Source organism: Gryllotalpicola daejeonensis, from assembly GCF_039538145.1.
Lineage (GTDB): Bacteria > Actinomycetota > Actinomycetes > Actinomycetales > Microbacteriaceae > Gryllotalpicola > Gryllotalpicola daejeonensis.
Genome location: NZ_BAABBV010000001.1, coordinates 1,434,790 through 1,446,867 on the forward strand (window position 1 = coordinate 1,434,790; position 12,078 = coordinate 1,446,867).

Annotated in this window: 14 protein-coding genes and 1 tRNA gene; 7 read left to right on the forward strand and 8 right to left on the reverse strand. The window is 68.9% G+C overall.

What is annotated here, in order from left to right:
• Window positions 1–17: 17 nt before the first annotated feature.
• Window positions 18–89 (reverse strand) — tRNA-Arg (locus ABD736_RS07100).
• 54 nt (window positions 90–143) lie between these two features.
• Between ABD736_RS07100 and ABD736_RS07105 the strand changes: the two genes are divergently transcribed.
• Window positions 144–671: a pyridoxamine 5'-phosphate oxidase family protein gene (locus ABD736_RS07105; protein ID WP_344791043.1), complete on the forward strand. Its 528-nt coding sequence runs from the start codon at window positions 144–146 to the stop codon at window positions 669–671.
• A gap of 31 nt (window positions 672–702) precedes the next feature.
• Complete coding sequence (locus ABD736_RS07110; protein ID WP_344791044.1) at window positions 703–1,113, forward strand: VOC family protein; 411 nt, start codon at window positions 703–705, stop codon at window positions 1,111–1,113.
• A gap of 57 nt (window positions 1,114–1,170) precedes the next feature.
• Here ABD736_RS07110 and ABD736_RS07115 read toward each other — a convergent pair whose 3' ends face one another.
• The 5 genes from ABD736_RS07115 to ABD736_RS07135 form a co-directional block, all read right to left on the reverse strand.
• On the reverse strand, window positions 1,171–1,449 hold the full coding sequence (locus tag ABD736_RS07115) for a hypothetical protein (RefSeq protein WP_344791045.1): 279 nt from the start codon (window positions 1,447–1,449) through the stop codon (window positions 1,171–1,173).
• A complete protein-coding gene (locus ABD736_RS07120) occupies window positions 1,446–2,609 on the reverse strand; it encodes an inorganic phosphate transporter (RefSeq protein WP_344791046.1) in 1,164 nt (387 codons plus the stop codon). The genes ABD736_RS07115 and ABD736_RS07120 overlap by 4 nt, the downstream gene beginning before the upstream one ends.
• Window positions 2,610–2,690: 81 nt before the next feature.
• Window positions 2,691–3,191 carry an HNH endonuclease gene (locus tag ABD736_RS07125; protein WP_344791047.1) on the reverse strand — a complete coding sequence of 167 codons (501 nt, stop codon included), beginning with the start codon at window positions 3,189–3,191 and terminating at the stop codon, window positions 2,691–2,693.
• Between the two features lie 397 nt (window positions 3,192–3,588).
• Window positions 3,589–4,383: a C40 family peptidase gene (locus ABD736_RS07130; protein ID WP_344791048.1), complete on the reverse strand. Its 795-nt coding sequence runs from the start codon at window positions 4,381–4,383 to the stop codon at window positions 3,589–3,591.
• Window positions 4,384–4,688: 305 nt separating this feature from the next.
• Entirely contained in the window at window positions 4,689–5,378 is a 690-nt protein-coding gene (locus ABD736_RS07135) for an iron-dependent transcriptional repressor DtxR (protein WP_344791049.1), read from the reverse strand.
• Between the two features lie 97 nt (window positions 5,379–5,475).
• On the opposite strand from ABD736_RS07135, the gene serC reads away from it, so the two are divergent.
• Window positions 5,476–6,588 carry a phosphoserine transaminase gene (serC, locus tag ABD736_RS07140; protein WP_344791050.1) on the forward strand — a complete coding sequence of 371 codons (1,113 nt, stop codon included), beginning with the start codon at window positions 5,476–5,478 and terminating at the stop codon, window positions 6,586–6,588.
• 95 nt (window positions 6,589–6,683) lie between these two features.
• Here serC and ABD736_RS07145 read toward each other — a convergent pair whose 3' ends face one another.
• Both ABD736_RS07145 and ABD736_RS07150 read right to left on the reverse strand, forming a co-directional pair.
• Window positions 6,684–7,370, reverse strand: coding sequence for a DUF3027 domain-containing protein (locus ABD736_RS07145; RefSeq protein WP_344791051.1), 687 nt, complete (start codon window positions 7,368–7,370; stop codon window positions 6,684–6,686).
• On the reverse strand, window positions 7,370–7,750 hold the full coding sequence (locus tag ABD736_RS07150; RefSeq protein WP_344791052.1) for a cold-shock protein: 381 nt from the start codon (window positions 7,748–7,750) through the stop codon (window positions 7,370–7,372). The genes ABD736_RS07145 and ABD736_RS07150 overlap by 1 nt, the downstream gene beginning before the upstream one ends.
• Window positions 7,751–7,825: 75 nt before the next feature.
• Here ABD736_RS07150 and ABD736_RS07155 point away from each other — a divergent pair, with 75 nt between their 5' ends.
• The 4 genes from ABD736_RS07155 to ABD736_RS07170 all read left to right on the forward strand — a co-directional run bounded on the left by ABD736_RS07155 (window position 7,826) and on the right by ABD736_RS07170 (window position 12,072).
• The gene (locus ABD736_RS07155) at window positions 7,826–8,092 is read left to right on the forward strand and encodes a hypothetical protein (protein WP_344791053.1); all 267 of its coding nucleotides are present in this window, start codon (window positions 7,826–7,828) and stop codon (window positions 8,090–8,092) included.
• A 26-nt stretch (window positions 8,093–8,118) separates the two neighbouring features.
• On the forward strand, window positions 8,119–9,924 hold the full coding sequence (locus ABD736_RS07160; protein WP_344791054.1) for a helicase-associated domain-containing protein: 1,806 nt from the start codon (window positions 8,119–8,121) through the stop codon (window positions 9,922–9,924).
• 30 nt (window positions 9,925–9,954) lie between these two features.
• The gene (locus ABD736_RS07165; protein WP_344791055.1) at window positions 9,955–11,604 is read left to right on the forward strand and encodes a DNA repair helicase XPB; all 1,650 of its coding nucleotides are present in this window, start codon (window positions 9,955–9,957) and stop codon (window positions 11,602–11,604) included.
• Window positions 11,605–11,706: 102 nt separating this feature from the next.
• On the forward strand, window positions 11,707–12,072 hold the full coding sequence (locus ABD736_RS07170) for a GIY-YIG nuclease family protein (protein WP_344791056.1): 366 nt from the start codon (window positions 11,707–11,709) through the stop codon (window positions 12,070–12,072).
• Window positions 12,073–12,078: the final 6 nt, after the last annotated feature.

Below are 12,078 nucleotides of genomic sequence, written 5' to 3' on the forward strand. Positions count from 1 at the left end.
GCGGCGCCGTCGGAAAGTGCCCCTGGAGGGACTCGAACCCCCAACCCTTTCCTTAGGACGGAACTGCTCTTCCATTGAGCTACAGAGGCAGGCGCCTCAATCGTATCGAAGCCGGTGTCGGTGGTCGGTGCTTTGCTGGCCCCATGCTCGAGACCCCAGACGAAGTCGCCGCGCTGCAAACGCTCCTCGACCGCAGCATCGCGAGCGCCGGCCCGCACCTGCGCGAGATCTTCACCGATGACGTTCTGATGAGCGCGAGCGAGGTGATCGAGCGGATGCCTGGCATGCAGCTCCTCACCGTTGCGACGGTCTCGCGCGACGGCCGCCCGATCGCCGGTGCCGTCGACGGCTACCTGCTGCACGGCGAGCTGTGGTTCTCGTCGGGGGCGAAAGCGGTGCGAACGGCGCAGCTGCGGCGCAACCCGGCGGTGAGCGCGACCTGGCTTCCCGACGAGACGACCCAGCTCATCGTGCACGGCGAAGTCGAGATCATGCCGTTCGGCGACGCTCGGGCCGCGCCCATGCGGCAGGCGATGATCGACCACTACGTCCCGATTGAAGGGCCCGAGTGGGCGCGCTTCATCGATGAGCTGGTCGACGACGGCTCGGTCGCGTTCCGCATCGCGGCCAGAAAGGCCTTCGCCTACCACCGAGCCCGGGCGGTCCCTTGACGGCGTCCGCTCGCCCTGACTTGATAGGCGCATGGCCATTCGTCACGTTCAGGTCGTCTCGATCCCCGTCTCCGATCAGGATCGTTCGAAGGAGTTCTACGTCGACGTCCTCGGCTTCACGCTGCTCGTCGACCGCCAGTTCTCGACCGACATGCGCTGGGTCATGGTCGCACCGCCTGGGGCCCAGACCGCGCTCACCCTCGTCACCTGGTTCCCGTCGATGCTGCCGGGGTCGTTGCAGGGCACCGTGCTTGAGTCCGACGATCTCGAGCGCGACATCGCAGAGCTCACCGGCAAGGGCGTCGCGGTCAGTGAGCTGCAGAGCGCGCCCTGGGGCCGGTTCGTCACCTTCGCGGACCCCGACGGGAACGGCATCGTGCTGCAGGCATCGGCCGCGAACGCGCCCGACGTCGACGTGTCCGAGTGGACGGGGCACGCCTGAGCCGACTCCCGAACGCACGACGCCGACACCGACGCACGGCCCGCCGCGCGATGCCGACTACTGGTGGAATTGCGGAATGATCAGGTAGATCCCATAGAGCACCGCGGCGATGGCGATCGCGAAGCAGAGATACGCCGCGAGAGACGCCCAGGTCGGCCGCTGGTGCGAAAGGGGCAGCTCTCCGTCGGCGACTCGCTCAACATCTCCCGCGGCTCGCGCCTCGAGCGGCGCCCCGACCGCCGGCATCCTGAGTCCGAGCGCGAAGATCGAGACCACTCCTCCTGCGGCGATCAGGCTCACGATGAACTCGACACCGAGCGCACCCCAGGCGATCATTTCGCTTCCTCCGCTCCGACGGGCTCCGGCCGGCGACTGGCCAGCACGTCCTCATCCACGTTGACGGTCTCGTGGCTGACCGGGTGGCGCCGCGACAGCAGCCAGAACGACGCCATGCCGGCCACCGCTGCAACCACGACGATCACCGTTCCGATCGCACCCGTCCTCACGACCAGCGTCGCAAGCGCGGCGACGAGGGCGGCGGCCGGCACCGTGACCAGCCACGCCAGAGCCATCCGCCCGAAGGTGCCCCAGCGCACCGAGGCGAGCCGCTTGCCGAGACCCGATCCGACGATGGCACCGGTCGTCACCTGCGTCGTCGACAGCGGGAAGCCCAGGTGGCTCGAGATCAGAATGGTCGCGGCCGAGCTCGTCTCGGCGGCGAACCCCTGCGGCGGCGTCACCTCGGTGATGCGCTTGCCGACCGTGCGCATGATGCGCCAGCCGCCCGAATACGTGCCCGCCGCGATTGCAAGCGCGCACGCCAGAATGACCCAGAAGTGCGGCCCGGTGCCCGCGCGCTGGTAGCCGGCCGCCACGAACGTCAGCGTGATCACGCCCATCGTCTTCTGCGCGTCGTTCGTTCCATGAGCGAGTGAGACGAGGGATGCCGACACCGTCTGCCCGTAGCGGAAGCCGCGCTCCGCACCCCGGCTCGTCGCCCGCCGCGTGATCATGTAGGCCGCATAGGTCGCGACCATCGCGACCACCCCGGCCACCAGCGGCGCGAACAGTGCAGGCAGCGCGATCTTCGACAGCACGTTCAGCCAGTCGACGGCCCCGAAGCCGCTGCCGATGATCGCGGCGCCGATGAGGCCGCCGAACAGCGCGTGTGTCGAGCTCGATGGCAGGCCGAGATACCAGGTGGTCAGATTCCACATGATGGCGCCGACGAGTCCGGCGAAGATCATGACCGGCGTGATCTGGATGCCGCCGTCACCCTCTTTGACGATGCCGTTCGACACCGTCGCGGCGACCTCGGTCGACAAGAACGCGCCGACCAGATTGAGGACCGCCGAGATCAGCACGGCGACTCTCGGCTTCAGCGCCCCCGTCGCGACGGACGTCGCCATGGCGTTGGCCGTGTCGTGGAACCCGTTCGTGAAGTCGAACACCAGGCCGAGAACAACAACAAGGATGACGATCGCGAGAGCGTCCATGGCGGGCACGGTAAGCGCGCGCTATGAACTCGGGGTGAACTTCCGCGGGCGCTGATCCGGCATGGCCGGGGCGCTGAAGAATCAGGCGGCCTGCGGCTGCAGGTAGTCCTCCCACTCGGGTAGCAGGTGCTCAGACCCGCGCACCATCCAGGCCGGCTCGTGCGGCATCCGCGGCGTGAAGCGAAGCTCCCAGCCCAGCTCGGCCAGCGAGCGGTCGCCCTTCGTGTTGTTGCACCGCAGACAGCACGCCACGAGGTTCTCCCACGAGTCCGGGCCACCCTTCGAGCGCGGCACGACGTGGTCGATGGTCGCCGCAGGCTTCGCGCAGTACGCGCAGCGATGCCCATCGCGCCGAAGCACGCCTCGGCGCGACACGGGCACCTGGCGCCCGTGCGGCAGCCGCACGTAGCGCGTCAGCACGATGACGCTCGGGCGGTCCCACTCCGCCGAGATGCCGAAGACCGGGTGGCCCGTGTCGATCTGCACGATCGTCGCCTTCTGGTTCATCACCAGGGCGAGGGCGCGCTTGAACGAGACGACCGCGAGCGGCTCGTAACCGGCATTCAGGACGAGAGTGCGCATAGGACTCCTTCGGAACGCGCTCGAACGACCTGGCTGGTCACCTCACGCATTAACGACGAAGGCGCCGCCACGAGGGCGACGCCGAGGAAGACTGCCTGCCGGCAGAAGTGGTGCACGTGGTGCAGATGGTGACGGTGGTGCGAGTGCCGCAGGGCCGCGCTCGACCGCACCCGCGCAGACCGCGCGTTGCTCAGCCAAGTCGTGTTCACGGACGTCTCCCACCGGTGGAGCGCCGCCGGATGCGGCGCACCGACGCGGCCAGCGTAACCCGGAAGCTGCGATTTGCGCACGCAACGCCAGGGATCGCACGCCGTGTCGTCGCCCGGATTTAACCCCGGGGATGCCGCAGGGGGCATGCGCGTCGGCGCATGCCCCCTGCAACGAGACCCCGTGGTGCCTAACCGCCGAAGTGCTGGATGTGGTACGCAGTGGTCCAGAGCTCACGCTCACCCACGACGCCGCCCGGCTTCGGCGCGTCGTAGATCAGCACCTTGCCCGCCGAGTCGGTTCCCGCATAGAAGCCCACGTGAGACCCGTCGTTGAGGGCGATCACGTCACCCGGCTGCGCGTCCGCCAGCGACACGGTCTGGCCGATGTGCCCCTGCTGGCTCGAGGAGTGCGGCAACGAGACGCCGAACTGCGCGTAGACGAACATGACGAAGCCCGAGCAGTCGAAGCCGGCCGGGGTCGCACCGCCGTAGACGTAGGGCGTGCCGGCATAGGTCTTGGCCTTGGCAAGCACGTCGGCGAGGCTGTAGCTCGTGCCGGCGGGCACCTGCGTCAGGTACTGCGCGGCGGTCGGGCCGCTGTAGGCGGCGGTGTAGCTCGCGGCCTTGGCCGCGGCCTTCTTCGCGGCGGCGGCATTGGCGGCCGCCTGCTTCTGGCCCTGGATGTCGGCGATGCTCGTGGCGCCGAACGACTCGTGGGCCGCGACGGGCGCGACCGCGTCGGTGGCGACGTCAGCCGACTGCGCATTCGCCTTGGTCATCGTGTCGATGACGGCGGAGCTCGAGTCTGCGTGGCTCTGCGAGGTCGGGTTGAACGCGTAAGCCGGGATCGCGATCGTGCCGACGATGCCTGCGGCGGCAAGCAGCACGAAAACGTTGGCGAATCCCTTGATCTTGCGGCGCGACTTCGACGCGGAGGCGACGGATTCCTGCGTGGCGGGGGTCGGCAGCGAGCGACGCTTCACGGCACCGCCTTCAGTTCGGGTCTGGAAGCCTTCTCGTGCCTCGCGACGCGTCATTGCGCCGCTGTTCATCTCGTTCGGTTCTGCCAAGGTCTGCACCTCCGGCGCTCCCGCGCATGCGCGAGTCCGTCCTGTGGTCTTGGGCCCTGTGGGGTGGGCTTCGGCGTCACGAATCGAGCGACGGATTGTGGAGCGTCTCGATTCGGGTCTAGCGGCCGGGTATTAGCCTTTCGACTCGATCGAGAATAGGGGAAGGTAACGAAAAAGTCACACCCAGTTCGCTCCGCTGCCCGATCGGCAGGAACGTCTCAGGAAGCGACGAAGATGTGGCTCGCGACCTCGTGCGGAAGCTCGAGTCCGTCCGCGTAGCCCTCGACCTCGGCCAGCACGTAGCCGCCGGCAGGCGAGATCGTCACGACGTTGCCCGGAACAACGCCGGCTTGGCGCAGCTGGGCGAGCAGCTCGGGGTCGAACTGCACCGGCTCGCCGAGGCGGCGGATCGTGGCCGTCACCGGCTCGCCGGAGGCGATCGCCTCGACGGCGCTCACGACGTCTTTGAGGAAGACGGTCGACAGGGTGTGACCCTCATCGTCCATCGGCGGGATCGGGGTGCCGTAGGGCGACTCGGTGGGGTCGCCGAGCAGGCGGCGGATCTTCTCTTCCACTTGCTCGCTCATGACGTGCTCCCACCGGCACGCCTCGTCGTGGACGAACTCCCAGTCGAGCCCGATGACGTCGGAGAGCAGGCGCTCGGCAAGGCGGTGCTTGCGCATGACGTCGACCGCACGCTGACGACCCTTCGCGGTGAGCTCGAGGTGGCGGTCGCCGGAGACGATGACGAGCCCGTCGCGCTCCATGCGCGCGACGGTCTGAGACACGGTGGGTCCTGAGTGCCCGAGACGCTCGGAGATACGCGCACGCAACGGCACGATCGCCTCTTCTTCGAGGTCGAGGATCGTGCGCAGGTACATCTCTGTCGTGTCGACCAGATCAGTCATCCGCACCTCTCATCATCCCGGCCGGGCGCACCAGGCATCCGTCATATACCAGCCTACTTGGACAGGGCGCATCGGCCCGGCCAATAAGCTTGGCGCCATGCCGAGCATCACACTGCCTGACGAACTGCTTCCCGCTGACGGCCGATTCGGCTGCGGCCCCTCGAAGATCCGGCAGGAGGCCGTGAACGCGCTCGCGACGCGCGGTGCCGACCTGCTCGGAACGTCCCACCGGCAGGCGCCGGTGAAGAGCCTCGTCGGCCGCGTCCGTGAGGGTCTCGGCGAGCTGTTCCGCCTTCCCGAGGGCTACGAGATCATCCTCGGCAACGGTGGCTCGACCGCCTTCTGGGACGCCGCCTCGTTCGGCCTGATCGAGAAGCGCGCCCAGAACCTCACCTTCGGCGAGTTCGGCTCGAAGTTCGCGAAGGCCGCCAAGGCGCCGTGGCTCGAAGCGCCCAGCGTCATCGACGCCCCCGCCGGCACGAGCGCCAAGCCCGTCGTCACCGAGGGCGTCGACGTCTACGCCTGGCCGCACAACGAGACGTCAACGGGTGTCGCGACGAAGATTGAGCGCGTCCACGGCGACGAGGGCGCGCTGACCGTCATCGATGCGACGAGCGCGGCGGGCGGCATCGATTTCGATGTGACGCAGGCGGATGTCTACTACTTCGCACCCCAGAAGAACCTCGCCTCCGACGGCGGTCTGTGGCTCGCCGCGGTGTCGCCTGCGGCCATCGAGCGCATCGAGCGCGTCGCGGCCTCTGACCGCTACATCCCCGAGTTCCTGAGCCTCAAGCAGGCCGTCGACAACTCGCGCCTCAACCAGACGCTGAACACGCCTGCGGTCGCAACGCTGATCCTGCTCGACGAGCAACTCAACTGGATCAACGGTAACGGCGGCCTCGCATGGGCGTCGGCGCGCACCAAGGAATCCAGCGACCAGCTCTACAGCTGGGCGGAGTCGACGTCGTACACGACCCCGTTCGTCGCAGACCCCGCCGACCGCTCGCAGGTCGTCGTCACGATCGACTTCGACAGCATCGACGCGGCGGCGGTCGCGAAGGCGCTGCGCGAGAACGGCATCGTCGACACCGAGCCGTACCGCAAGCTCGGCCGCAACCAGCTGCGCGTCGCGACGTTCACGTCGATCGACCCGGCCGACATCGCCCAGCTCATCAAGTCGATCGAGTACGTGGTCGAGCACCTCGGCTGACGCGCGCGCCGAGCGGCACACAACGGCGCGAGGGGCACATCGGATTCCTCATCCGATGTGCCCCTCGGCATTAGCGGTGCCGCAGCGCGGCCCGCCTACTCCTCTTCGTCCTCGTTCTCGTCCGAGGTCAGGGCCGCCTCTTCGGCGCCCTGCAGCTCGCTCGCCTCGAAGTCGTCGACGTCCGAGTCGTCGTCGTCGAAGTCGTGCAGATCTGCGACCTCGAGATCGTCGGCATCGTCCTCGTCTTCCGAGTCGTCGCCGTCATCGTCCGCGTCGTCATCGTCGTCCGAGTCATCGACGTCGCCGTCCTCGTCGCCCTCGAGCTCGTCCTCGTCCTCGGCGTCGTCGCCGCTCGCGAACTCATCCTCGGGCTCGGGCTCGCCCGCGGCAGCGGCGGCCTCGCGCTCGGCCTTCTTCTGCGCCTGGTACTCGGCGAGCCGATCGGCCCACGGCACCCAGTCGGGCGCGAGCAGGGCGTCGTCGCCGGGCATCAGCTCCGCTTCGAGCACATTCACCTCGCCGGTGTCGGGCTCGCGCGACAGCGAGACCGTCCAGAACCAGCCCGGGTAGCCGCCCAGCTTGTTCTCGAACAGCAGCGACAGCACGTGCTCGCCCTCGACGATGTGGCCCGCGGGCGCGCCGATGGTCGCCGCAGGCGTGATCTCGGCGAGCGCCGCTCGCGCCGCGTCGACGGCGTTCAGCAGGACGTCGTCGGCGATCGGGGATGCCTCGCGCGAGGCATCCGTCGCCTGCTCGACCTCGACGCTCGAATCGTCAGCCATCACGCCTCGAGGTCGTCGGCGACCTTGCGCAGCGCCTGCGCCACCTTCGTGCCGTGCGACTTCGACGGGTAGCGGCCGTGCCGCAGGTCGTTGCCGATGCCGTCCAGCACCTGGATCAGGCTCTCGACCACCGCGGCCATGTCGTCGGCCTTCGGTCGGCGCTGGCGCGACAGGCTCACAGGTGCCTCGAGCACGCGCACCGAGAGCGCCTGGGCGCCCCGCTTGCCGTCGGCGATGCCGTATTCGAGGCGCGTGCCGCTCTTGACCTCCGCCCCGGCGGGGAGCGCGGTGGCGTGCAGGAAGACTTCTTGGCCGTCATCGCCTGCGATGAAGCCGAAGCCCTTCTCCTCGTCGTAGAACTTGACCCGTCCGGTGGGCATCGATACCTCTTTCGTCTGACTCGGTCCGGGGGAAGGCTGGCCGCCCCGAGACCGTATTCAATTATCCTTGATCTCGTGCCCGACGAGACCCGTCCCCCTGTGAGTCGACTGCAACGCATGCTGGCGTTCTTCAGCCTGGCTCTGATCGGTCTCTCGGTCATCGCCATCGTCATCCTGATGATCGTCGGGGGCGCCGGCATGAAGATACCCAGCACTCAGCTGCAGTACTTCGTGCAGTTCTTCCCGCTGCTGGCCCTGCCGCTGGGCGCTCTCGGGATCATCGCCCTGTTCGTCGTCGGCGCAGTCGAGCGCCGCAAGCTCAACACGCGGCAGTCCAAGTAGGCCATGACGACGAGGCGAGGCGCACGATGACGAGCACTCTGACACTCGCCTCCCGACTGGCGGCCCTCGACGACGAAGCACTGCGCGCGCTCATCGCCGTGCGCCTTCCACTGCGGCCGAAGATCGACGACTTCTTCGACCTCGCCGAGGCGCTGCTCGAGCACCCGGCCGTGCAGCACGCGCTGACGAGCCTCGACCGGCCGACGCTCGCCACGCTGGCCGCGGTCTCGCTGGGCGAGCCCATTGACGAGACGGATGCCGGAACCTCCGCTCGCCTCGCCGCACTCGCCGCCCGCGCGCTGATCGAGGAGAGCGAGAGCGGCTGGGTCGCCTACGAAGCCGTGCGCGAGCGGCTCGCCGCCTGGCCGCACGAAGGACTGCCCGGCGCTCAGCAGCTGCTCACCGAGACCCCGCCCAGCGCGCTCTCCGCCGTGGCATCCGGCGATCGCGCCGCGACCGATCAGCTCGCATCGGAGCGCGCCTTCCAGTCGGTGACGGCGTTCGCCGAGCTGTTCGGCGAGCTCGAGCGCGAACCGGCCCGCGAGCTGCAGAAGGGCGGTCTGAGCCTTCCTGACGGCCGCCGTCTCGCGACCGCCATGGGAGTGCAGGCCGAGGCGGTGCCTGTCGCCGTCTGGCTGTCTGAGCGCGCCGGGCTCGTCGCGCGCGACGGCTCGCTGTGGCTGACGACGGATGCCGCAGAGCAGTGGCTCGCCGGAACGACGGCCGAGCGCTGGCAGTCGCTCGCCGCGACGTGGCTCGAGGCCGTGCCGCCGTCGATCAGAGACCTGCTGAAGGGGCGCACGCACCAGCAGTGGGGCCGCGCCCTGCACGACACGCTCGCCTGGTTCTATCCGGCCTCGGGCGAGCCGCTGATCCGCTCGGTGGAGCGCTTCGAGGCATCCGCCGAGCTCCTCGGCATCACGGCGGCCGAGCTGCCCAGCTCGGCAGGCGCCGCATTGCTCGAGTCCGGCCCCGCGGCGGCCGCCAAGGCGATGGCCGCGCTGCTGCCCGCCGAGGTCGACAAGGTCTATCTGCAGCACGACCTCACCATCGTGAGCCCCGGCCCGCTCGTGCCGAGCCTTGACGCCCACCTGCGCCGCGTCGCCGATGTCGAGAGCCGGGCGCTCGCCTCGAGCTACCGGGTCACGGCGGCGAGCCTCGAGCGCGCGATCGGCGCGGGCGAGACGGCCGAGTCGATCAGGGCCTTCCTGACGAGCGTGTCGATCACCGGCATCCCCCAGCCCCTCGATTACCTGATCGACGAGGCCGTCAAGAGATACGGCCTGATCCGCGTGCGCGACAACGGCGACGAGCGGATGCGTGCGAGCGTGCGCTCGGTGGATGCGGGGCTGATCGGCGCCATCGCCGTCGACCAGGCGTTCGCGTCTCTCGGCTTCGCCCGCGTCTCAGACCACGAGCTCGTGACCCGCTTCCCGCGCGATGTCGTCTACTGGGCGCTTGCCGACGCGCGCTACCCCGTCGCCGCAGAAGACGCCAACGGCCGCGTGGTGGGCGTCAAGAAGCGGCATGCACCCGCGACTGACGCCGTGCCGACCGTCGACCGTGCGAGTGCTCTCGTCGCGCACCTGCGCGAGGCGGCGGCCTCCGAGGCGGCCCAGTCGCCAGAGGCCTGGCTCTCACGCCAGCTCGAGGCGGCGGTGAAGGCGCGCGTGCCGCTGATCGTGACGGTCGGCATGCCCGACGGTTCCGAGCTCGAGTTCCTGCTCGAGCCGACCGGCGTCGGCGGCGGCCGGCTGCGCGGCCGCGACCGCAAGGCCGACATCGAGCGCACGCTGCCGCTCAAGAGCATCAAGGGAGTCCGGGCACCGTAGCCGAAGCTGCGAGGGGTAGGCTCGCTCTTTATGGCTGACGGACCCCTCATCGTCCAGAGCGACCGCACTGTGCTGCTCGAAGTCGCGCACCCGCTTGCCGAAGACGCCCGCCACGACCTCGCGGTTTTCGCCGAGCTCGAGCGGGCGCCCGAGCACGTGCACACCTACCGCATCACGCGGCTGGGCCTGTGGAATGCGCGTGCTGCGGGGCACCAGGCCGACGACATGCTGGCGACGCTCGAGCGCTATTCGAAGTTCCCGGTGCCGCAGTCGGTGGCCGTCGACATGCGCGAGACGGTCGAGCGCTACGGCAAGCTCGTGATCACGAGGGATGCCGAGCAGGCGCTCGTGCTGAAGAGCACCGACCGCGCGGTGCTCACCGAGGTGGCATCCGCCAAGCGCATCGCGCCCCTGCTCACGCGCCGCATCGATGACGAGACCTACGCGGTCGACGCGTGGGCGCGCGGGGCACTCAAGCAGGAGCTCGTGAAGCTCGGCTGGCCCGCCGAGGACCTCGCGGGCTACACCCCGGGGACGCCGCACCCGATCGACCTCGCCGAGGACGGCTGGCACCTGCGCGACTATCAGGCGAAGGCCGTCGACAACTTCTTCGAGGGCGGCTCGGGCGTCGTCGTGCTGCCGTGCGGCGCGGGCAAGACCCTGGTCGGTGCGGGCGCCATGGCCACCGCGAAGACCACGACGCTGATCCTCGTCACCAACACCGTGAGCGCCCGCCAGTGGCGCGACGAGCTGCTGCGCCGCACCTCGCTCACCGAAGACGAGATCGGCGAGTACTCGGGTCAGACCAAAGAGATCAAGCCGGTTACGATCGCGACCTACCAGATCCTCACGGCGAAGCGGAAGGGGCAGTACGCGCACCTCGCGCTGCTCGATGCGCTCGACTGGGGCCTCGTGGTGTACGACGAGGTCCACCTGCTGCCTGCGCCGGTGTTCAAGCTGACGGCCGAGCTGCAGGCGCGCCGCCGCCTGGGCCTGACCGCGACCCTCGTGCGCGAAGACGGCCGCGAGGGCGATGTGTTCTCGCTGATCGGGCCGAAGCGCTTCGACGCACCCTGGAAGGAGATCGAGGCGCAGGGCTTCATCTCGCCCGCCGCGTGCTTCGAGGTGCGGGTCGACCTGCCGCCGTCCGACCGCCTCGAGTACGCGGCGTCGGCCGACGACGAGCGCTATCGCCTCGCCGCAACCGCGCCGGCCAAGCTCGACGTGGTGCGGTCACTCGTGAAGAAGCACGAGGGCGAGCGCGTGCTGATCATCGGCCAGTACCTGGACCAGATCGAGATGCTGGCGGATGCCCTGGGAGCCCCGCAGCTGACGGGGGCCACCCCCGTCGACGAGCGCGAGCGGCTGTTCCAGGCGTTCCGCACGGGCGAGATCAAGACGCTGGTCGTCTCGAAGGTGGCGAACTTCTCGGTCGACCTGCCCGAGGCGACGGTGGCGATCCAGGTCTCCGGATCATTCGGGTCGCGGCAGGAGGAGGCGCAGCGCCTCGGCCGGCTGCTTCGACCGAAGGAATCCGGGCTGTCCGCGAACTTCTACACGCTCGTCGCGCGCGACACCGTCGACCAGGACTTCGCGCAGAACCGCCAGCGCTTCCTCGCAGAGCAGGGCTATTCCTACACGATCCTCGACGCCCGCTCCCTCGACGCCGTAGCGGCGTAAGGGCCTCACGATCGTTGAGGAGCACGCGGAGCTTGCGACGGCCTCACGATCGTTGAGGAGCACGCGGAGCTTGCGGAGCGCGCGTCTCGAAACGATCTCCCTGTGGAGAACCAACCCCGACGGCATCCCCGGTCTGGCATCCTCGCCGCCATGTCTGGCGGCTACCTCTACATGCTGAAGTGCTCCGACGGCTCCTACTACGTCGGCAGTACGCGGAACCTCGATGCCCGAATGGCGCAGCACGGCGCTGGCAAGGGGTCTGAATACACGCGCAAGCGGATGCCTGTTGAGCTGGTCTTCGTAGCGGAGTTCGACTCCGCGCAGGAAGCGTGGGAGATGGAGAGACGGGTGCACGGCTGGGGCCGTGCCAAACGTGAGGCGCTGATCGCCGGCGATTGGAACCAGATCTCGCGACTCGCAAGCCGAGCGAAGGGGGCGATTACTCGCAGCGGCGCTGACGGCTCCTGATCGTTT

What these genes read in the sequence shown, in the direction of transcription:
- ABD736_RS07105 (WP_344791043.1), top strand. Translation starts at nt 144, where the DNA reads ATGCTCGAGACCCCAGACGAAGTCGCCGCGCTGCAAACGCTCCTCGAC.
- ABD736_RS07110 (WP_344791044.1), top strand. Translation starts at nt 703, where the DNA reads ATGGCCATTCGTCACGTTCAGGTCGTCTCGATCCCCGTCTCCGATCAG.
- ABD736_RS07115 (WP_344791045.1), bottom strand. Translation starts at nt 1,449, where the DNA reads ATGATCGCCTGGGGTGCGCTCGGTGTCGAGTTCATCGTGAGCCTGATC.
- ABD736_RS07120 (WP_344791046.1), bottom strand. Translation starts at nt 2,609, where the DNA reads ATGGACGCTCTCGCGATCGTCATCCTTGTTGTTGTTCTCGGCCTGGTG.
- ABD736_RS07125 (WP_344791047.1), bottom strand. Translation starts at nt 3,191, where the DNA reads ATGCGCACTCTCGTCCTGAATGCCGGTTACGAGCCGCTCGCGGTCGTC.
- ABD736_RS07135 (WP_344791049.1), bottom strand. Translation starts at nt 5,378, where the DNA reads ATGACTGATCTGGTCGACACGACAGAGATGTACCTGCGCACGATCCTC.
- serC (WP_344791050.1), top strand. Translation starts at nt 5,476, where the DNA reads ATGCCGAGCATCACACTGCCTGACGAACTGCTTCCCGCTGACGGCCGA.
- ABD736_RS07145 (WP_344791051.1), bottom strand. Translation starts at nt 7,370, where the DNA reads ATGGCTGACGATTCGAGCGTCGAGGTCGAGCAGGCGACGGATGCCTCG.
- ABD736_RS07150 (WP_344791052.1), bottom strand. Translation starts at nt 7,750, where the DNA reads ATGCCCACCGGACGGGTCAAGTTCTACGACGAGGAGAAGGGCTTCGGC.
- ABD736_RS07160 (WP_344791054.1), top strand. Translation starts at nt 8,119, where the DNA reads ATGACGAGCACTCTGACACTCGCCTCCCGACTGGCGGCCCTCGACGAC.
- ABD736_RS07165 (WP_344791055.1), top strand. Translation starts at nt 9,955, where the DNA reads ATGGCTGACGGACCCCTCATCGTCCAGAGCGACCGCACTGTGCTGCTC.